This is a genomic window from Aliagarivorans taiwanensis DSM 22990, assembly GCF_000429505.1.
GTDB lineage: Bacteria > Pseudomonadota > Gammaproteobacteria > Enterobacterales > Celerinatantimonadaceae > Aliagarivorans > Aliagarivorans taiwanensis.
The window spans coordinates 12,396-31,278 of sequence record NZ_AUBZ01000034.1 but is presented as its reverse complement, the minus strand read 5'-3'; the positions used below and the strand labels follow the sequence as shown (position 1 = coordinate 31,278).

The window sequence follows — 18,883 nt, the reverse complement described above, 5'->3', positions numbered from 1 at the left end:
CACAACACCTAGAAATAAAGGGCTCGATGGCGAGCCCTTTAACTTAGCGGTTATTTCTCCTTACCGCCTCCTACCAGTAACCGCGCCTCTCGCAACACCTTTGCAAGCATAGCCAATACGGCAGCGACCGCCGCTAGCGTGACAGCTGTTTGCAATAGGATTGAGGACGCAGACAGCGTCACGATTAGGCCGGTTAAAGCGGAGATGGATTTGTAATTGATAATCATACTGTTTATTTGATTTTTTATGAGGGCGTTTCTCGCCTCTCTTCTTAAATGTACAAAATCCGACGACCTATTCAACCCACCACATAAAAAAATATTTATTGTTATTGAACAATTAAGCCTTGACGCGGTAGTGCGAACCGCACCATAATCAATAAACAATACAATATATAGGACAAACAAATGAAAGAGTTTAAGCCCAGCGGCCTTCCCTTTGAACGTAATGACCGTGGAGATGTCTATCTGGCCACATCGCAGATGACTGATTTCGATATCACGGCGCACATCGCACAGCTAAATGAATGGCCCTGTTATAACGACAATGGGCAACTAAAGCTGTTTTTCGCAGTACCGGAATACCAACTTAACGCAAACGACACCCTGAATCTGTTTGACGGCTCACTGGCAATGCGCGCGCTGTGTGCAGATTTGGTCGTCAAGCATCAACTGACCCGTGCGTATGAACCCTATGACATGCTCGGGTTTAACTGGGGCACAGACGATGGCGCACTGCAACAGCGAACACTCGAAGATGAAAATTATGACGGGCAGCAATCTGTCACTCAGGAGCAAATTCGCATGATGAGAGCCGTTGCACTGGCTGTACTGATCGCCAAACAGGGTGCCGCTGCGATTACCCCCTCAGAATCAGGCATGGAGGCATAATGATGATTATAACTGGGTCCCTGGTTGATAAAGCCCTTAACGCTGCACTAGATACGCTTAAACAGGCCGGTGTTTCTTTTGATGCCGATGAGTACGGCATTCTGCACGAACGCCTGACCGATTTTCTGACCGATGACTGTGAGATTAAGATCCAAGAGACCGTCACATTTGACGACTTACAGGGTGATCAATGGATGTCATGGATGGCGTTGGCACGACAAGCTCAAGAAGACCGAGGCGAGAACATCGAATCGATTACATCTGAAGAGACAGAGCAGCAAGCGGAACAGTTGTTCACATTGCATAATGGCGAACTGCCACCAACCGCCTATGAAGACAGCCCCGGCACAACAACACCCACATCACTGCAAGCGACCGATATTCAGGCGGGTGCGATCACCATTACCTGCCCGAACTGCCATAACACCGTCGACTGTGACCGCGACCCCCGTGGTACCCACGTTCAATGCGACGACTGCAACCACACGATTGCCGTCTCCACCACCGCCGAAATCACTCTAGATTAAAAGGAATCGACGAATGCGCTATCACAATACCAATTGCCTACAAGGCCTTCGCTGCCCTAAATGTCACAGCCTGGCCCCGATGCGAATTGAAGTACTCGGCGTGCCTGCGACACCAACCACGCTAGCAATGACCCAAAGCCAGGTAATGAACGCTCTGAACGACGGCAAACTGGTCGCCACTCGCTTTATGGCAACCTATGACGATGACGGCACCGAAGACGTTACCAGTGACAGCGAGTTCAATGACAATAGTAAGATCATCTGCCTACACTGCGACCACGTCGCTACTGTCGAAGAGTTCAAGGTGGCCTCCGCAGCATCAGTATTGAACGAAACAGCATGGCGCAACATCGCTGAATTCACTCGCCGCCTTCAAAACTACGAACACCAAACGGAGCTCCCCGCGATAGTGAGCGCGATTAATACCCTGCCTCACCTCGCGTTATCGACCATACCCGAGCTGGTGGCGCTCTCAACGATGTTACGAGACAGAGCCTCCCCCGACGACAATCGCATCACCAAGCTTTTAGACGCCATAGCGCACTATGGCCACCGCTATGTCATCGACCAACGCGACCACGCATGGGATGTGCACGCCCTGTCGCTAAACGGCCTAAAAGATTGGGCAGCCACTACCGAGAGCGAGCAACTCGCCAAACTAAACGTCATACTGCTAACGCAGAAGGAGCGGGACCAATGAGCAACAATCGCCCCTGTATCGTCCGCTGGGAAGTTGATATTGATGACGCCACGACACCACACCAGGCCGCGCAGTTCGCTCGAGAACTTCAATCACCAGAGACGCACGCATTGACCTTCACGGTCCATGACGAGGACGGTAATTTTATGGAAACCGTTGAACTCTTGCCGCCGCCCACCCCAAGCCTGATAGAGCAGCTGGAAGACCTAAAGCGCCAAGGGCTGACGCTAGACGAATGCCTGATCGCCTTCGTAGAGACATAGCGAACCTGCCAAAATCAACGCCTCGCTGCCCACCGGGTCGCGGGGCTGATATTCCACTTCCCCACGAGCCTGTGTGCAGAAATTAGCACAACGCTGAGACAAAGCGCCCCACGTACCGCAGCCCTCCCCAAGCTGATCAACGAGCCCACTTGGCAAAACAAGCAAAACAGGTCATCTTAGAGACGATTGAGCGACTTTAATGGCCCCAACACATAATTCACATCTCATGATTACCCAGGCCCGACCATGCCCTTGACTGACTCCAATGGAATTGACCATTACGAAACCGGCTTGCTCACCTTTTGCCACCTACAAAAGGGGCATTTCCGGCAACTCAAGCGACTGCACCAAACGGTCAATACCATGTGGGATGATGCCATCAACTCGCTGGTGGAAGAGCAGCACACTCGCGTGGCAACCATAGAAGATGAAGAAGAGCGCCAATGGACCGCTGAAAGCTACAGCCATGACATTGTCGACCGAATACAGATGGAAGAAATCCACCAGCGCGCACTGCTAACCGCATTACAAAGTCAGCTGGAGAGATCCTTGTTCGGGCTTTGCCGCCTGATTGCCGAGACACATAAACTGGCCGGGCGCGACAGCACGCCCCTTGAGGAATTCAAAACGAACAAAGGTATAAAGCGAGGTCTAAGCTATTTAACCAAAGTAGCGCAGTTCGAGCTAAGTGGAATCGCCCACAGTCGCAATATCGTTATGGATGTACAGCAGGTGCGCAACCACATCACCCACAATCATCACGAGATTACCACCGCGGCCCTCGCATCGACCATTGGTAAACACCCCACATGGTTCGAAGGTAAGCAAGGGGATACGTTGCAGATCACCCCGTTGTTTGCACCGGAATACGTAAAAGAGATAGACCACTTGTTCGATGCACTCCAGGAGCAAGTCATTACGTTCATTGCGGCCCTATCAACAGACTCGACATAAGCTTCATGACCTGGTCACCAGCATGACATCTCGGGCAATAGTCTACTTTACACATTCGAACCACCATTCCGATGCGCAAATACCTAGTAGTTATTGACAGATAACCACGATATCTCTATAAGTATCGGTTAAGGGCAAGCTCTCTTAGCTTTCCGCCCATAGCAAAGCACTATTATGATCTAACTTGGGGTGAACGGTCATGTCAGCAAACGCGCGCACGCGCCCGGCTGTATTTTTCCAGCGAAGCACTGAACTGGTGTCTCGGTTCCTATCAAAGGATACCGACGAGTCCATGTATCTGTGTAAACTGGCTTGCCGTAAAGACCGCCCTCACTACATCCTACTTCGCACTAAAGATCTGGATGCCAACCAGCGCTTTGCCCGCATCCCAGTGGTTGCAGAGTTTCTGTATGAGCACAGCAAACTGCGCACAGTCGTCAAATCGCCACTGTTTAATGATCAACCGGCGCTGTTAAACCAGACGACCGATCACATCGTTAAGGATACCACCTGCGTCGCACATTAAGCGATACCAGGCATTTTTTGCACGCTAGCCTAGTAATAACTTACTCTGTATAATTGGAGCCTGTATATATGTACAAGGCCCCGTTTATAGATGGCACCGATCGTTCTCGAAGACCCGTATCACAAGCAGCTGGACTCTCAACCTGAGGGCCTGAAGACGCACAACGAGCGCTGGCGCGTGTTGGAGCGCGGAGTGCTGTACCAGATAGACGAGTATTTTTTACCGGGTAACGTGTTCTATACCGGTTATTACGCAGTGACTCGGGTAATGCTGGAAGATTGGCATGAGCAATTACTCGATGATATCGCCGCCGACTGTGACACCGACGCATTTATCGAGTTCGAACGGCAAACCGGTGAAGATCTGGACGCTCTCCCCCGAAGCGATGTCGTGGCACGCTTCGCCTACAAGCGCTGCATTGTCCCTATCCCACTCATTAGTAGCGAAGCACCGGGCAAGCAGATTTGCGGCGCTTATGTCGATCCCGAGTATCAAGCCTCAGGGATAGCACGCCGCGTCTACCAGCTGATCGTGAGCTCAGGCTTTGCGCTGGTGTCCGATAACCAGCAAACGCTCCCAGGCGCACTACTTTGGGCGGCCGGCACGTTTAATTGGTATCCTGATAACGTACATATCCTAAAACAAGATCAGCACCAACTTTCATACCTATGCTTGGCAACCGACCAACGGGTACGAGATGATGGCGCATGCATCTGGGGAGCGAGCTCAGCAGCGATGGTCACCGACGCAGAGAATGCTGATATCCCGACAGAACTGTCGTTTAATGGGCACTTTGAAAGCTTGGTGCTGGCCGTGCCACCAAAAACACCGGCAGAATACTGAGGACTGCGCAACAAGATCAGCGTAGGGAGTCACCAGACTGTATGGTATTGGGACTTACTTCGCGCCATTCGCCAAGAGTAATCTATCGCCCTATGGTGTTAACATAGCGCTCATTTACACGCCTATAGTGAGCCCGATATGCCTGACGCGACGCCGCCATTCAACTTCAACCTTACCGATCTCACCACCGACGTGCGCAGGCAACACACCGTGCCGCGCTTTCTATTACATAACTTTGCAGAGGATAGACGCAGGGGACCAAGGCAACTATTCACCTTTGATAAACAAAGCGGGCGCTCGTTTCGTCAATCCGTGAATGACGCCACCACACGAAGAACATTTTACAACCTTGAAGATCACCCCCAACGTTGGAGCCTGGAGCCTTTGCTCGGGCAAATCGAGTCCCAGGCATCGGAGGTCATCCGCAAGATTATTCAGGAGCAGTGTCTTACCAACCTCACCGACAACGAGCGGATCCAATTGGCGGTATTTGCCGCTGTTCAGCGCTCACGAACCTTTGCAAACCTGGTAACCATTGAGACATTTCACAGATCATTACAGGACAAACTGGCAGCCATCGGCGCAGCCGCCGAGGATATCCCAGCCATCTTGGGCAGCAGCACCGGCGAGAACAGCGACCAACAGGCCGAACTCAAGAACTTCTTTCTACAGTCCATCCTGTCACAGGCCGAGCATGCCAGGCACTTTCTGGATAAATCATGGGTATTGATTCAAAACCCCACCAGCACAGCGTTCTACATCTCCGACAACCCCATTACGATGCATAATAGCAACGACTTTGGCCCCTATGGCAACATTGGCTTGGCTGTGCCCGGTATTCAGATCCACCTTCCCCTATCCTCGACCCTCACCCTCGCCTTCTACTGCCCGACCATCCGCGATAAAGCACTGGAAGCCCGAAGACATCTCCAACACATTGTCGCCACCAACACCCACCTGATCCGCCACCTCGAGCGCAGCCCGCGCGAAATCATCGAGCATGCCAAGGCCCACCTCGACGGCACTCCGGTTCCCTGCTCTAAGGAAAACGCCATCTTCCTTAATCACCTGCAAGTCACCTGGGCCGAACAATACCTGTTTTGTCAGGACGACAACTTTGACTTAATCAGAAGGATGATTGCAGACAACCCAGGTTACACGACCGGCTTGCGACCACAGATAAGCTGATTGGATACCACATTCGTGGCGCTGAGAACGATGATAGCGGGATGGATGCGGTACCCGGGAGACAGGTACCCCCTCCCGCGGGCGAATGAGAGAGGGATTAAGAAGTCTTGTCGGCCTCAAACTTCGGGATCTGCCACCGGACCTGGCGGTCAAAATCATCGGGAGATACCTTGTTTAGCAGCTCAGCAAGTTCAAGGGTTCGGCCAATATACTTCGGCACACAGCCCGTTTTATTCTTAAACGTGCCGTTAAACATATCCTGATGCTGCTTACGGGTTAGTCCCAAAAAGGTTTTCCAGAAGGTAACCGGCACAGGCTGCCCCCCCGAAAGCGTCACCCCACGCTTATTAACCATTTTCGTCCAACGCTCAATCAGTTCGCGGTACTCTTCAAAAGTATAATCTTCAAAGGCTAGCACAATGACCTCTTTCTATTTCCAATGCAGCGAGCCGCACTATGCCAAAATTCCCGTGTCCCGTCACCTAGTTAGCACAAGACACGGTACCTGATTACGCCGCGCGCTTATCCGCCAGCGCCAGCATTTGTTGGGGTAACAGCTTCATATCATCACTCAACGCCCAAACATCTGGGGTTATTGCCGTTGGCCAAGCCGCCTGCTCTTGAAACTCTTCTTTATTGCGCACCCACCCCAACAGTCGAGATGCTGTCACATTAAGTCTGAGCATGGCTTCCTGATCAAACTTGATATGACGCGTTCCCTTCATATAGATCCGCAGCTGACACAAGGTGACATGCCCGCCGGTTGGCGTTCTACCGGTAATATGAAAGGCTTGGCCGGAAGCGATCTCTTCAAAGGGCGTATCCAATTCCACCCCACTGTAACCCAGCAATCCAAACATCACCTTCAGGTTGTTACAGAAGCTCTTAGATGAACCGCCAAGGCCGTTCTCAAAGGTATCGGAGGTACCGCTGTGGATAAACCGGTAATCTAACAGGTAACGCGCCAGATCTTTCGTCTTGGTATGTCGCCAATCATCACTATACACATGCTGATTGCTGACGTAATAACGATGAATGGACTCCTCAGAGGTTAAATCACGGTAGACCTTCACCAGCGACTCCTCTACAAGCTCGTTAGCCATGCCGACCGCGTACTCGATGATGTACAGGGCATTCAGTCGAGTAAAGTCCAGCTGGTTAGCTTTTAAGGTATCGAGCAACTTACTGCTATGCGAACTGATCAGTTTGGATGTCAATACATCCAGCTTTTCGAACAGTAGCCCCCAGTACACATTTCGAAGCCCATATAACTTGGCTTGCAAGCCCTCTTTGATGGCGTTATGTTCTACACCCATCTCCTGCAACAAACTCGCATCGAGGCCACCGATAGCCTTGTACTGAGTCAAAAAGTGCTGCAAGCGCGCCTCATAGTTAGCCAGCAGCGCCGTCAGTATCCCTTCTGATTTAACCAGCTCGTATCCCTCTGTGCCTGGCTCTTTGAGTTCCGCTCGCACCCGCTCAAGCTCTTGGTACTCGCGAAACTTACCTAACGTCTCGCTGTAGGTCTGCTTAAGCCCTAATTCGCGCAGAATAAAGCATTGAAATGGGCACGTCATGTTAGCGCCTAACGTAGGTCGGTAACGGTAGTTACTGCGCCGCTCACTCCACAGCGCAATACGCTCCGCATCCTCAGCGAAGTCGTTAAAGGCAAAGCGGACGACATCCACTTTCGCACGCGCCTGCCTCTCCGCGTCAACAAAATCCGAGCTCGCTAACACCGTTGCTGTCAAACTGCCTCGCGCACTGATGGCCTCTTGAATATGCTCATCATCAGCCCATCGAGTCGGTATCACGGCGTAGAGCACCGCAAAGCTGAGCTCGCCAATCATCCGAACCATCCACGGCACAAACTCACTGTATGGCGGATTGGTAAACGCTACATCACTGTTTTTCGAGATCAAGTTGGTCTCGTGAAGATCCGTCCCCAGCAGCGTAATACCTTGGCCGCGGTAACTGCGGATATGCACTGAGGCTTTCTCAATGGCAAATTGTGCCACCGACCGGCCACCGCTCTCCAGTATCGGCGACAACGCCTTGAGCACCCGACCATCTCCAGCGCCGACATCCAGCAGGCGAATAGCGGCATCCTTATTGGGACCAATGTCATAATCCGCCACCAGCGCGCGGATATCATCTTCTATCACCGCTATTTGAGCGGAGGTCGTCGGGTAGAACTCAAAGTCTTGCCCCTGCTGTTTTAGCTTGCTCACCAGCGCGTGGGTGGATTGTGTCATAACAGTGCTTCTCCAGTGTTTAGTTCTTCAAGCTGGCGTTGCCAGTCTGCATATTCCCAGTCAACAGGCGCGACCACCTGATCGCAGCATCGCGTAGAGATGAAACGCCCATCACCGTCCCAGCTAACCATCTGCCGAGGACGGCGTGACAATTCGCGCTCAGTGGGCAAATCAAACCCCACATAGTTGTGATGACCGGACGCAATAATGCGCTCAACAAATGCTCGCCACTGCGAGCGGCTGAAAGACCACCAGCTGCCATATTGATGGACATAGGTGCGTGTGAATGAGGGCATAACGCCTCCGGCTAACTACTGTTGACGTGAAATGGAAAGCGCCACCTCAGCGGTAGCGCTTGATTGGCTATTAGCCGTCGATAGCAAAGCGCTGGCGATATTCCGCCTCAGTGAGCACCGCCACCCCCAGCTTCGCCGCCTTGTCGGTTTTCGCTTTGCCGACTCGCTCGCCGACAATCAAAAAGGAGCTGTTCTTGCTCACTCCAGCCACTTTGGCACCCAAGGCCTCAGCCTGCGCTTCCATTTCGCCACGCGAACAGCTCATTGCCCCCGTAAAGGTCAGCACTAATCCAGCTAACGGCTGCTCACTAGGCTCCGCCTCTCCCTCAGCAGGCTTGCTCGGCACCACATTAAAAAGGTTAGACAGCGTCAGCTCCAACTCAGCTTTGCGATAGACGGACAACTCGTTGGCGATACTCCGCGCCGACTCAGGCCCAAAACCATCGATTGCCGCAACATCCGCTGCCGACAAATACGGTAAGTCAGCAATATCATGCACACGTAGTACTTTTTTGGCCGCTCCCTTGCCAAAACGGGGAATACCAAGGGCTGCAACCACACGATAATCCGCAACCGGCTCACCGCTGACGCGGCGGATTTCCGCCAGTAGATTCTTGGCAACACCGGCACTTAAGCCAGCCATTGACAAGTTGACAGCACTGGCCATCAGCAAGTGAGAAGGCACTTTGAATACCTCCGTGAGAGCGTCCGCCACTTTCGGACCAACCCCGTTGATCTCCAACTGCTTAGCAAAGTGCTCAATACGGCTAGACAGTTGCGCAGGGCAGAGCTGGTGGTTATCACACACATAATCAACGCCCCGAACACTTACCGTCAGCTCTCCACAACTGGGGCATCGCTCCAGCGAAGCAGGCTCTTGGGCACGCACCAAGGTGCGCTCAAACTTAGGGATCACCTCACCACTGCGGATGATTTCAATACGCGCCCCCTTACCAATGCCATTGTTCAGCACCTGCTGAACGTTGTGGCCAGTGCATTTGCTGATCGTCGCGCCAGACAGGCGTACTGGCTCAACCTGAATGACTGGAGTGATTTTGCCAGTTCGTCCCACCTGCCACGCCACGTCCGTCACCGTGGTATGCGCTACCTCTCCCTTGCTTTTGACTGCCAGCTGGTAGTGCCAGAACTTACCATTGCCACCTAAGGCCTCTCGCAGTGCAGGAGTCACCACATCAATCACCAAACCATCGGTCAAGCAATCCACCTGTGCAGGCAGCTCAGCTCGCAGCCCATCGATGACCTCTAGCAGCGTCTCACCGGACATCACAGCGCGGTAAACAAGCTGACCGAAGTCAGCAAACTCCAGCGCGCCTGCATCTAAGGCGTCTCGAACATCATCGGTCAGCTCAACACGGCCTAGGGCGCCGGATACAAAGCTTCGCTCATTCTCATACTTAGCAGAAAGATGCTCAGCAAAGTACGACTTGGCGATCACCAACTCCCCCACGCAAGATAGTGGTGAATTGACCGCATCCTTTAGATGGCTAATGTCATAACCCTGCACGCCGTTACCACGGGTGATCAGGCGAACACCGTCAAATCGGGCCGCACAACCGTCAAGTTTTGGCGTCACATCGTATTGAATATCACAAGCAGCAATCCCCAACGCGGTAGCCGCTTTTTCTACCTTGGCAACCCACTTACCAATATCTTCCAAGGTGTAGGCCTTATCAGTACTGAGCATGGGAACGGGGTGAGTAATGCGACCCTTGCTGGCAAGGGCCTCAGGCGCAACCGCCGGATCAACTTCCTGTAGTAATGGATGCTCAGGGGCTGCGCTGGCGAGTTGTGCCACAAGGCTATCGTACTCGGCATCACTGATGGTGGCATTACCAAAACGGTAGGCCTGATTCGCGTCTTTAATTTGTGTAACTAAGGTTTCGACGTGCTGCATGTAAGCTTCCTTATAGAGTCAAAATCAACCTTGCCCAAATACTATAAATGGCATATTATGCCATTGTCAACTACCAAATTTTAGCCGAAGAAGGAAACGACTATGTCTGATACTCACTCTTTAAACGAGTTGTGCTCGAAGTTAATCGGCAATGTCTGCGCTGTGCGCGATGAAGCCCCTATCGCCCGAGCGCTACTCAGCATCATCACTCCCCTGCTTTCGACAGAGCAGACCCAAGCCGCAATCTCAGCAATACGCGCCCAACTGGACGACAACGCGGTAAATGATCTCACGATGAACTTGCGAAACCCTCAATGGGCGCGTGAGCAATTACCCAGCGTCAACGTTGACCCACAAGCACATCGATTAGCGCAACTGAAAGCACTTAAAAGCCAAGGCCTAGAATTGCTGGATTGTCTCAACGCGCTTTACGAGCCAGAGCAGGATCGCTTTGTAAAAGCGGCGTTCGCGCACCAGCTGGTCAAGAGCGAGCAGGTAGAAATCGACGCCGAAACCCTTGTCAGCGGGGCAGAAGAAGGTGATAGCGCCTACGTCATGGTATGGCTACCCGTCAACGCCGCCCCTATCAGCGACCAAACCACCAAAGAGGAACACTAGACTATGCACTCAGCCCAATCTTTAGCCAGCGCAGCTGGCATTGACTTAGCACAACAGACCCTATCGAAAACGTTGAGCTTGCTGGCAAACGCCATTAATCATAAGCAACTTGATACGCTGCTGGAGCTGGTGGCCCACGGACGCGGCTGGAACATTAACTGCAAAAAGGCGTTTGCCGCTGCCGTCGGGCAACCCTTTATGGATAACCAGGCTGCTAATTTGCGTTACGCCTGTGAGCATTGCGGCATTAGCGTGGATCAGTACCACGCAGGCGTCGACGCCAAGACAAGCCATGAGCGATATAAAGCGCTCTGCGAACAGGCAGATGACAAGTATCAGTTTCCAGATCCTAACGATGGCCAGCGAGTCGATTGCGCGGCGTTTATCGACGCCTATTACCAGCTGGGCTATGTGATGTTCGAGAAAAACCCCAGCGATAATCGCTACTACCTCATAGATCCAACCACCAGCAAAGGGATCAAGTGTGTCGGCGTACTGCGCGAAGTTGTTCAGGCGCGCATTACATGGAAAGCCAAGCAGGCTATCTACTCGAAGTATCTCAGTCAGAGCGAACAGTAACCCCAAGGGCGCTATGCGCCCTGTGTTACTCTAGGGGTGATCACATAGCTAGGCAAGCTACGGATATAAGGGCAATGTGGTACTCAGTGCCGACAATCCCCGCTTATGCGGGACACGCTCAACCGACATATATCGACCATCATTAGAGACTCGTCAATTCCCGCCTTTGCGGGACAACCTCTAGCGCAATCATGTCGCATTGGCAGTAAGCACAATAGCATGGTTCGAAGGGCCATCCAATGGCCCAGTAGACGTTACAGGATGCGATAAATCGTGTGGCAAAAGTCGCCAAACGCCACGACTCGCTGATTCACTTCCAGAGCTGCGATGATTGACAGCTCTTGGGCGCTCCAGCCAGCGTTTTCAACAAACGACTGACTATGGAACCAAATTTGCGGCTCGCTGTTTTGCAGCGTGAAGAGCAGATCATCATGGTAATCGGGGTTTTCGGGAACAACTAAGTAGACAGGCTCTTGATGCGCCGCGCCCAGTGACGGCTTGAGCAGCTGCAACACCCGCATAGCGCCATACTCAGCGATCTCAATCGCGGTAGCCTTGTTGCAGTAGGCCGTCCAATCTCTATCAACGGTGATATCAAAACCAACCGCTTTATTGGTCAGATCGACCACCACACTTCCCAGCGCAATATCCAAATTACTCCCCCAAAAACCATCACCCCCGCTACGAAGCTCATTGAGATGACAGAGGTTAACATGCAACGCCTTACACAAGTCACTCGGTGGGAATTTCATAAATTATCTCCTTTATCCATTGAAAAGAGTTAGGCAGAGGCTGCATTACTTGGCCACACCGTCACTTGCATGGTCGATTCGAGCATCCATAAGCGCTCGCCGTCGGGCAAATACACCTCGATTGCGTCAAAAATAATGTGAGAGCGACACGCGGTGATGGCGCCTCCACAAAAGATCTCGTCGGCGTCAGCAACACGCCGCTCCCCACTCACGCAGCGCTCTTCACTGAGCACGAGCCAACATCACCAGCCAAATAATCCATCCATTCAGGCAAGACATCCTGATTTAACTGATCACGAGTTGGCCTTAGCCGACTGTCCCAGCCAATGGTGTCCGTCACTGCCATTAACACCGACCCAGATGGAGGATAGGCGCGGCCACGCAGACCCAGTATTGAGCATAAAACCTTGGTGCCACTGTGAGCGAATGTCTCCCCAGGCAGGGCGATCACGTTAGTCAGTGAGCAGTAACCGTTTAGCAAGACTTCTCGAAAAGGCCGCTCTTTTGCGTTGGCCAAGATCCCATCGTCAACCACCATTTGGATCATTCCCTTCGGCTTTAGCAGCGCGACGGCCATTTCCACAAAGGCCACCGCCGCCTTTACGCTTCCCTTGACTACAGGGTGAGTAGTATCAGGGTTGCCAGCACTCTCACGTAACAAGCCTTGAGACTGCGCGAATTCAAGTGGGCGACGATACAAACAAGGCAGCGACCAGTTAGCAGCAAGCATGCCCTCGGCGGGCAATTTGATGAAGGGCGGGTTTCCAATCACCAGCGCTGCCTGACCTTGATAAGGCTGCAAGACCTCAAAGGCATCGCCGCACAATGTGGTGATGGCCAGTTCAAACCCCAAACGACGCTGCAACAGGTTGAGATTCACTGACAGCCGCATCATATTGGTCTGGCTAATGTCCGCCGCCACAATATCCAAGGCGCGAAGCAACGAATCTCGCTCAGGCAATGCCATTATCGCTCGAATCAAGCCAAGCAATAACGCCCCCGAACCTGCCGCCGGCTCAACCACCAGCAGCCGAGCATCTGGTGATTCCTGATGCAAGGCCAATAAGTGAGATGCTGACACCTCACCAATGGCGTCACACACATTGCCGGGCGTGAAAAACTCACCATTCATCGAGCGCCAACGCTTATTACTGGCATTGGAGTGCGCGCCTAAGATATCGGCCCCCAATGGCATCTCATTCAGCGCCATCGTTCCAGCCTCTTCAATCAGTGACGCTAACGCCTCATCGTCTGGCAATTCCGCCGTTTCTGCCCAGCGCGCCATGGCGTCCAATAGTTCCCACTCAGAATGACTATAACTGGCCGCCAAACAGTCGACGACTCGCGAGTCGAAGCCTTCCACTCGTTCCATTATTTGCCCCATAAACCCTCCTCTCTCACCAGTAACAGCGAACGATTCGCCGACGCTGCGCAGCCATCACCAAACCACAAGCAGAAAGCCCGGCTCACCTTGGAGTTCCACATTTAACGATGCCGAACCTTCGCAAATATCAAAGACGCTTTTTACGCTAACCTCACCTTTGATAAAGCGGTCAAGCATACCTAACAACTCCTTCTCGAAATCACCGGTATCTAGGCGCGAGTTACACTCCGCCTGCTCGCTCAAAATCACCGCTTGTTTGCCAATAACCTCGAACGTTTTATCGGCATACTCGTCGATGAATTGTTCTACTGCCTGTGTCTCATTGTTAAAGTCAATGCTGCTTATTGTTATCGTTGCAACACGCATTCTTCGCCCTCCTTCGGCTCAACAAGAATCAGCTGTTGTTCGTTAAAAGGGCTGAATACTGGATCATCCTCGGCAAGCAACATCAGGTAGCTACAATCAACACCGAACATGGCACCCGATTGCTGATCTTTATAGATGGCCACGTCGACCGGCGCTTGAGTATCAGGGTCCGTAACTGTCACATCTGCCACAAAGTGGGCTTTTGCTAATTCACTCACAGGCAAACTCCTTCCGTAAATAACCACTAATTTAACCTTGCCCAAACACTATAAATGGCATATTATGCCATTGTCAACTAAATAAATGGAATTGAGGAAACACATGGAAGACCAACGACTCATCCAGCAGCACTTGCACATGAACCCGTCATGTCTCCAGCCACAAACAGTGGAGGCAATCCATGAAGGGGTATTTAGACGCATTCGCTCAATGATTCAGCCAAAGGCCTGCTATACCAACGCCTTTTTGGTCGGCATTTCACTGGAAGCAAAAGCCGTAGTGTATGGCAGTGCAGTGGTATTTGGCGGCCTACCGATAGAACACGCATGGCTAAGGATGGCGGACGGTCGGCTGGTGGACCCTACCTTTCAGCGCTTGGCTGAGCAGGGCATCGACCACAGTGACGCACGCTATTTTGCGCTGGTTGAAGTACCACTGGGTAACTACGCGGAGCTAACCAAGCAACCACGCACCGGTGAGCTTGAGCCACGCGATGTATTTTGGTTCCGCACGCAACGCGAGTACGAGGAGCTATTCCAAGCGCCTTCGGTGCACCAGCCACACCCTCCCCTTTTGCAGCAAGCAAGCTAAGGATTTATAAAATGACAGAATCAATGAAACCCATGAGTGACGCCGATAAACACCAATTTGTTGAAGGGTGGGGTTATCGCCAACAGTGGTTAGCAAGCGCATTCGAAAGCGTTGTAACGGCTGGTGGACTAAACCCACAACCTCTTATTACGCAAATTCGGGAGCAGTTCAAACGCCAACTCGGCCTGACAGAACAGGCAAGCACTCAAACCAGTGACACGCAGATCAGCCAGGCCGATTGGCTCGCACTGTGTCAGTTCGGTGACACACTGGTGGAGCGTCAAAACAAGGACTTCCCGGAGCCAACTCGCGACCAACAAGGGCAGCTGATTGCGGCCATCCAGACAGTGCCTAAGAACGTGGTCCAGCTCATCCCTGAATTGGCCGCCTTCACCGGACAGTTACAGCAGTGTGGCTGGCCGGGGCCTGATGAAGAAGAGGCCTTGCTGGAGGCACTCGAAGAGCAGGACAAGTTCTATATCTACAAACCGTGTGGTGAAAACTGGCGCGTGGTAGGACTCTTCGCCACCGGTACAGAAGACTGGGTGGCCACTGTCGCAACGGAAACACTGGCGATCAATTTGGCCAACCAACTCAACTAGCCAGAAAGCAAACTATACTCCCAGTCGCACCCATGGCGGCTAGCGTCGAGCCAAACGCCGCCATGGACGCCCGATTATCCCCGCATCGACAACGCCAGAACCACTACACCCACATCAATTAGCAAGTGAAATCCCATCGCTAAATACTGTCATAGGCCCCCGGCACCAGCACACTGCCCCTGAGATCAACCTGTAATGTGTTACATTCATCCTTGGATAGACACCCTTGGCCGACAATGAGCCCACTCACCACAGGCAGGAGAGTAATTTGTGAGCGAGTACGACCGTCCACTTACTGGCACTGAGTTAGACGTTGAGAGGATCAAGGCGTGCTTTAGTGAGGTATCAGGCATGGCCGAGGATGCGCACACCGCCTTACACCACAAGCTCAATCACCAGTTTGATCTGAGCTTTGAGATCATCGCAGGCCTGCTAAGCGATTACGGAGAAGTCGACGACGAGGAGATCATTGCGCGTATTAAACAGGAGCTTTTGGCTGCACAGTGAAGAGACCAAGGCAGCTAGGCCGCCTCGGTGAACGCCAGCGACTCCTCTACGTGCGCTGTGATACTTGACATGATCTGCCGGTACTCAGGCATATCTACGCCCTGACCGATGATCTGCGACGCCACTTCCGTGGCACAGCTATCGACGCTAAAGCTGTCGGTAGCGCCCATTAAATCCTTCAGCAACCCCTCACTGGGCCACAACAATCGCGGCGGCGTCTCATTGGTTTTGATGACAACGGAGTCTTTTGCCTGTCGAGGCTGGCTCTTTAAGATAGTTGGCGCATGACAGCTATCTGGGGTAATGCAGCGCAAGAACCCTCGCTTAAGCCCCTCTTGCATAGCATTGTTGGCCGTCACATCGCGCAATTCGTGAAGCCGAGGCTTGATGATGGTATCCCATAGCGGCGTGGTGTTAACCGGCTGCAACTTAGGCCATGCGAACGCTGCTGGCAGGCTGGTGGCAAAACTAAAGAAGCGATTGCGGCTAGTCAGCCCTCCATGCTCACGCGGGTCAAGCTCAGCTTGATAGGTTTGATACCCCAAACGGCGCAAGGTGAGATCCCACAGACGACCGATTGGCGAGCGGCCAAACCCAGTCACCTGCTCCAATAACACCATTGGCGGGGCAACGACCTCCACCATGCGCAAGCCCGGATAGGCCATATCCAAGGTCGAACTCAGATCGAGCTCACTGGCGAGCTTGGCTTTACTTGACTTCACATTGCTAAAATCTGAGCACTGCAAGCTGATCGTCATCAACGCCGGTGTGTTCTTGCCAAATACCCGCTTGATGTAATGCGGATCAACCGTGTAAATATCCTCGTTAAATGCCGCTTGGGGAGCAACATTGGCCAGCAGATTCAGTAACCCGGTTTCTGTTAAGTCTCGGCCAGCACTGATGTCGCGACGCTCATTGGGACGAAAATCCAGCGCCGCCTGCACCGTCCAACCGGCCTCCTCAGCGGCGGTCGCATCCATACCAGATGAACAGACCGCAAACACCGACTTCTTGTTCGGCAAGCCCATGAACTGTCGCAGCCGCTGCAGCAACTTGGACTTGAGCGGACTAAGCACTAAACGACCGTGAGTAAATGCCACATGGACGTATTCACAGTCCTTCGGGAACACTTTATCAATCGTTGTTTGAGAGGCCACTTGGACCAACGTCTCAAACGGGTTGTTACGACGCCTCGGATAGTGGCGACCATAGACCGTCTTAACCTTAGTCTCGGCGGGCTCAGCCAGCCTGATGATTAACGCCTGCCTATCGGCAGCGAACTCTTCAACAACTGGCGTACCTTTGAAAAACGCGAACAATGGCAGCCAGTTCGACGAACACACGATCTTACGTTTACCATCTGGGTAACGCTTAATTTTAAGCTGCTTGGTGGCCAAACTGGGCACATTGACCGCAACATGAACCCCACGCGGCTGGTCTGCATGACTCGCATGACTCAATTCGATCGCCATTACTGAACCTCTGCACGCCAATTGAACCGCGCCACCTCACTGAAGCCGTTCTCAGCGTCCAGCATGCATAACACATCGCCTTCGCGTCGAACCGGCCACAGCTCCAACTCAAACACCTCTTCCGGGTCGAGGTCTCCTTCATCGATACGGGCTTGATGCTCAGCGAAGTCGGCAGCCAGATCCGCAGCTCCCGCTTCATGGGTATCAAACAGATCAGGCTCCATTTCGCCATGCTCATTCTCTGTAACCGTCGCCGAGTAGCCAGACATCATTGGCACGAGTACACAATACTGGATAGGGTTAATGCTCATGATTCATTCCTTGAGATAGCGCGACAGATAGCCGCATTGTCTACGGACAGCCCCATTAGGCCTGCCACAACTGAGTAACTGAAAGTGAACGCGCTACGTCGATTACACGCTGGTTAGAAGAGCCGCGCCACGCCAGCTTGTGGCTACGCTTGCCTTGCTCGAACTGGCCGTCAACCACCACATCCACCAGCGACACCAATGCTCGTTGCTTTGGTGTCAACGCTTCGTAGACCTCGCCTGTCCACAACCAAATGTCGGCAGCTGGCACCTCACGGCGAACGCGTTGCACCAAGGCAGTCAGCGCCTCGATATTGCGTTCAAATAGCGGATCGCCACCGAGCAAGCTCAAGCCTCGGCGACGAATGCGAGTATCTTGAAGGTCGCGAATAATTTGTTCGGCCATGTCGTCGGTAAACTGCACGCCCGCCGTATGACTTTGTGCCATGGCGTTAAAACAGCCTTTACAGCGAAAACGACACCCGGCAACAAACAGCGAAACCCGCGTGCCCGGCCCATTTAACACATCTACTGGTTCGTAATTGACTATATTCATGTGCCCTCCCAACTCTTACCTATATCATATCCAAGACAGAAAACCGTTTCAACCATAATTACCCATATTAGTGTAATTATGGTTCTACTTGCGTCTTGGTTGTGATATAATTAGACCAGATTATTAAGGAGGTCTTATGCTAGATTTCGTACTGACAGGACTGAGGCTCGTCCCACTCGTAGAGCCTTGGATTACACTATGGGAAAGCGACCCAAAGCTCGCGCTCAGCGTGGCATTGTCAAACTTTGCCCTGACTGCAATCGTCATTGCTGGCACGGTTAAATGGTGGGGAAAACGGCTACGAAACCGGACACGGAAAGCGGCGAAAACCGCGCTGTTCTATCACACCGTAAGCCGTCTTCATGCCCGCGACAGAAAAGAGCTGGTGGGTGAAACTGAAACCAAGCAAGTTCGTGCAGAAGCCGAGTTGCTGTTGGGCTTTGGCTCCCAACTCTACCCTAGCGATCTAAAAAAGTACGCGGGGCTCAAATGATGGCACATAGAGCACCATTTCATGGTGCTCCTCATCTTTGCTTTTCCTAGCCGCTATATGTTTTGCACCACCCACCACA

General features: G+C 52.5%; 26 protein-coding genes. 14 read left to right on the top strand and 12 right to left on the bottom strand.

Annotated features, from left to right (window positions below; all coding sequences use genetic code 11):
* The first annotated feature begins 407 nt into the window (after positions 1 to 407).
* The 8 genes from G462_RS0115830 to G462_RS0115795 all read left to right on the top strand — a co-directional run bounded on the left by G462_RS0115830 (position 408) and on the right by G462_RS0115795 (position 5,891).
* Positions 408 to 890: a hypothetical protein gene (locus G462_RS0115830; protein WP_026959861.1), complete on the top strand. Its 483-nt coding sequence runs from the start codon at positions 408 to 410 to the stop codon at positions 888 to 890.
* Positions 890 to 1,417, top strand: a complete 528-nt coding sequence (locus tag G462_RS23030; protein ID WP_035477977.1) for a hypothetical protein — start codon at positions 890 to 892, stop codon at positions 1,415 to 1,417. The genes G462_RS0115830 and G462_RS23030 overlap by 1 nt, the downstream gene beginning before the upstream one ends.
* A gap of 13 nt (positions 1,418 to 1,430) precedes the next feature.
* Complete coding sequence (locus G462_RS0115820) at positions 1,431 to 2,117, top strand: hypothetical protein (protein ID WP_026959860.1); 687 nt, start codon at positions 1,431 to 1,433, stop codon at positions 2,115 to 2,117.
* Positions 2,114 to 2,380: a hypothetical protein gene (locus G462_RS0115815; protein ID WP_026959859.1), complete on the top strand. Its 267-nt coding sequence runs from the start codon at positions 2,114 to 2,116 to the stop codon at positions 2,378 to 2,380. The genes G462_RS0115820 and G462_RS0115815 overlap by 4 nt, the downstream gene beginning before the upstream one ends.
* 246 nt (positions 2,381 to 2,626) lie before the next feature.
* Positions 2,627 to 3,334: a hypothetical protein gene (locus G462_RS0115810; RefSeq protein WP_026959858.1), complete on the top strand. Its 708-nt coding sequence runs from the start codon at positions 2,627 to 2,629 to the stop codon at positions 3,332 to 3,334.
* A 256-nt stretch (positions 3,335 to 3,590) separates the two neighbouring features.
* A complete protein-coding gene (locus G462_RS0115805) occupies positions 3,591 to 3,860 on the top strand; it encodes a hypothetical protein (protein ID WP_157378648.1) in 270 nt (89 codons plus the stop codon).
* Between the two features lie 90 nt (positions 3,861 to 3,950).
* Positions 3,951 to 4,703 (top strand): hypothetical protein, encoded by a 753-nt coding sequence (locus G462_RS0115800; RefSeq protein ID WP_026959856.1) that lies wholly within the window; start codon positions 3,951 to 3,953, stop codon positions 4,701 to 4,703.
* Positions 4,704 to 4,841: 138 nt separating this feature from the next.
* On the top strand, positions 4,842 to 5,891 hold the full coding sequence (locus G462_RS0115795; RefSeq protein ID WP_084405093.1) for a DUF4238 domain-containing protein: 1,050 nt from the start codon (positions 4,842 to 4,844) through the stop codon (positions 5,889 to 5,891).
* Between the two features lie 97 nt (positions 5,892 to 5,988).
* Here the strand turns inward: G462_RS0115795 and G462_RS0115790 are convergent, their stop codons facing one another.
* From G462_RS0115790 to G462_RS0115775, 4 genes are all read right to left on the bottom strand, one after another.
* The gene (locus G462_RS0115790) at positions 5,989 to 6,309 is read right to left on the bottom strand and encodes a hypothetical protein (RefSeq protein WP_026959854.1); all 321 of its coding nucleotides are present in this window, start codon (positions 6,307 to 6,309) and stop codon (positions 5,989 to 5,991) included.
* 91 nt (positions 6,310 to 6,400) lie between these two features.
* Positions 6,401 to 8,146 carry a class I SAM-dependent methyltransferase gene (locus tag G462_RS0115785; protein WP_026959853.1) on the bottom strand — a complete coding sequence of 582 codons (1,746 nt, stop codon included), beginning with the start codon at positions 8,144 to 8,146 and terminating at the stop codon, positions 6,401 to 6,403.
* Positions 8,143 to 8,442: a hypothetical protein gene (locus G462_RS0115780; protein WP_026959852.1), complete on the bottom strand. Its 300-nt coding sequence runs from the start codon at positions 8,440 to 8,442 to the stop codon at positions 8,143 to 8,145. Before G462_RS0115780 ends, G462_RS0115785 begins: the two co-directional genes overlap by 4 nt.
* Positions 8,443 to 8,512: 70 nt before the next feature.
* Entirely contained in the window at positions 8,513 to 10,357 is a 1,845-nt protein-coding gene (locus tag G462_RS0115775) for a BRCT domain-containing protein (protein ID WP_026959851.1), read from the bottom strand.
* 102 nt (positions 10,358 to 10,459) lie between these two features.
* Between G462_RS0115775 and G462_RS0115770 the strand changes: the two genes are divergently transcribed.
* Positions 10,460 to 10,975, top strand: coding sequence for a hypothetical protein (locus tag G462_RS0115770; RefSeq protein WP_026959850.1), 516 nt, complete (start codon positions 10,460 to 10,462; stop codon positions 10,973 to 10,975).
* A 3-nt stretch (positions 10,976 to 10,978) separates the two neighbouring features.
* Positions 10,979 to 11,554, top strand: a complete 576-nt coding sequence (locus tag G462_RS0115765; RefSeq protein WP_026959849.1) for a hypothetical protein — start codon at positions 10,979 to 10,981, stop codon at positions 11,552 to 11,554.
* 254 nt (positions 11,555 to 11,808) lie between these two features.
* Here G462_RS0115765 and G462_RS0115760 read toward each other — a convergent pair whose 3' ends face one another.
* The 5 genes from G462_RS0115760 to G462_RS0115740 are packed head-to-tail and all read right to left on the bottom strand — an operon-like array spanning position 11,809 to position 14,274.
* Entirely contained in the window at positions 11,809 to 12,306 is a 498-nt protein-coding gene (locus G462_RS0115760) for a hypothetical protein (protein ID WP_026959848.1), read from the bottom strand.
* Positions 12,307 to 12,335: 29 nt separating this feature from the next.
* Positions 12,336 to 12,518, bottom strand: coding sequence for a hypothetical protein (locus G462_RS0115755; RefSeq protein ID WP_026959847.1), 183 nt, complete (start codon positions 12,516 to 12,518; stop codon positions 12,336 to 12,338).
* Positions 12,515 to 13,690, bottom strand: a complete 1,176-nt coding sequence (locus G462_RS0115750) for an N-6 DNA methylase (protein ID WP_084405092.1) — start codon at positions 13,688 to 13,690, stop codon at positions 12,515 to 12,517. The genes G462_RS0115755 and G462_RS0115750 overlap by 4 nt, the downstream gene beginning before the upstream one ends.
* A 54-nt stretch (positions 13,691 to 13,744) precedes the next feature.
* On the bottom strand, positions 13,745 to 14,056 hold the full coding sequence (locus G462_RS0115745; RefSeq protein WP_026959845.1) for a hypothetical protein: 312 nt from the start codon (positions 14,054 to 14,056) through the stop codon (positions 13,745 to 13,747).
* Positions 14,038 to 14,274, bottom strand: a complete 237-nt coding sequence (locus G462_RS0115740; RefSeq protein ID WP_026959844.1) for a hypothetical protein — start codon at positions 14,272 to 14,274, stop codon at positions 14,038 to 14,040. Before G462_RS0115740 ends, G462_RS0115745 begins: the two co-directional genes overlap by 19 nt.
* A gap of 103 nt (positions 14,275 to 14,377) precedes the next feature.
* On the opposite strand from G462_RS0115740, the gene G462_RS23025 reads away from it, so the two are divergent.
* From G462_RS23025 to G462_RS0115725, 3 genes are all read left to right on the top strand, one after another.
* Positions 14,378 to 14,866 (top strand): hypothetical protein, encoded by a 489-nt coding sequence (locus G462_RS23025; RefSeq protein ID WP_026959843.1) that lies wholly within the window; start codon positions 14,378 to 14,380, stop codon positions 14,864 to 14,866.
* A gap of 11 nt (positions 14,867 to 14,877) precedes the next feature.
* Entirely contained in the window at positions 14,878 to 15,468 is a 591-nt protein-coding gene (locus G462_RS0115730) for a hypothetical protein (protein ID WP_157378647.1), read from the top strand.
* 270 nt (positions 15,469 to 15,738) lie between these two features.
* Entirely contained in the window at positions 15,739 to 15,975 is a 237-nt protein-coding gene (locus G462_RS0115725; RefSeq protein ID WP_026959841.1) for a hypothetical protein, read from the top strand.
* Between the two features lie 14 nt (positions 15,976 to 15,989).
* Here G462_RS0115725 and G462_RS0115720 read toward each other — a convergent pair whose 3' ends face one another.
* Genes G462_RS0115720 through nrdG form a run of 3 tightly spaced genes read right to left on the bottom strand, consistent with a single transcriptional unit; the run spans position 15,990 to position 18,311 of the window.
* Positions 15,990 to 17,447: a DNA cytosine methyltransferase gene (locus G462_RS0115720; RefSeq protein WP_026959840.1), complete on the bottom strand. Its 1,458-nt coding sequence runs from the start codon at positions 17,445 to 17,447 to the stop codon at positions 15,990 to 15,992.
* Positions 17,447 to 17,758, bottom strand: coding sequence for a hypothetical protein (locus tag G462_RS0115715; protein WP_026959839.1), 312 nt, complete (start codon positions 17,756 to 17,758; stop codon positions 17,447 to 17,449). Before G462_RS0115715 ends, G462_RS0115720 begins: the two co-directional genes overlap by 1 nt.
* 55 nt (positions 17,759 to 17,813) lie before the next feature.
* Positions 17,814 to 18,311, bottom strand: a complete 498-nt coding sequence (nrdG, locus tag G462_RS0115710) for an anaerobic ribonucleoside-triphosphate reductase-activating protein (RefSeq protein ID WP_026959838.1) — start codon at positions 18,309 to 18,311, stop codon at positions 17,814 to 17,816.
* Between the two features lie 136 nt (positions 18,312 to 18,447).
* Here nrdG and G462_RS0115705 point away from each other — a divergent pair, with 136 nt between their 5' ends.
* On the top strand, positions 18,448 to 18,804 hold the full coding sequence (locus G462_RS0115705; protein ID WP_026959837.1) for a hypothetical protein: 357 nt from the start codon (positions 18,448 to 18,450) through the stop codon (positions 18,802 to 18,804).
* Positions 18,805 to 18,883: the final 79 nt, after the last annotated feature.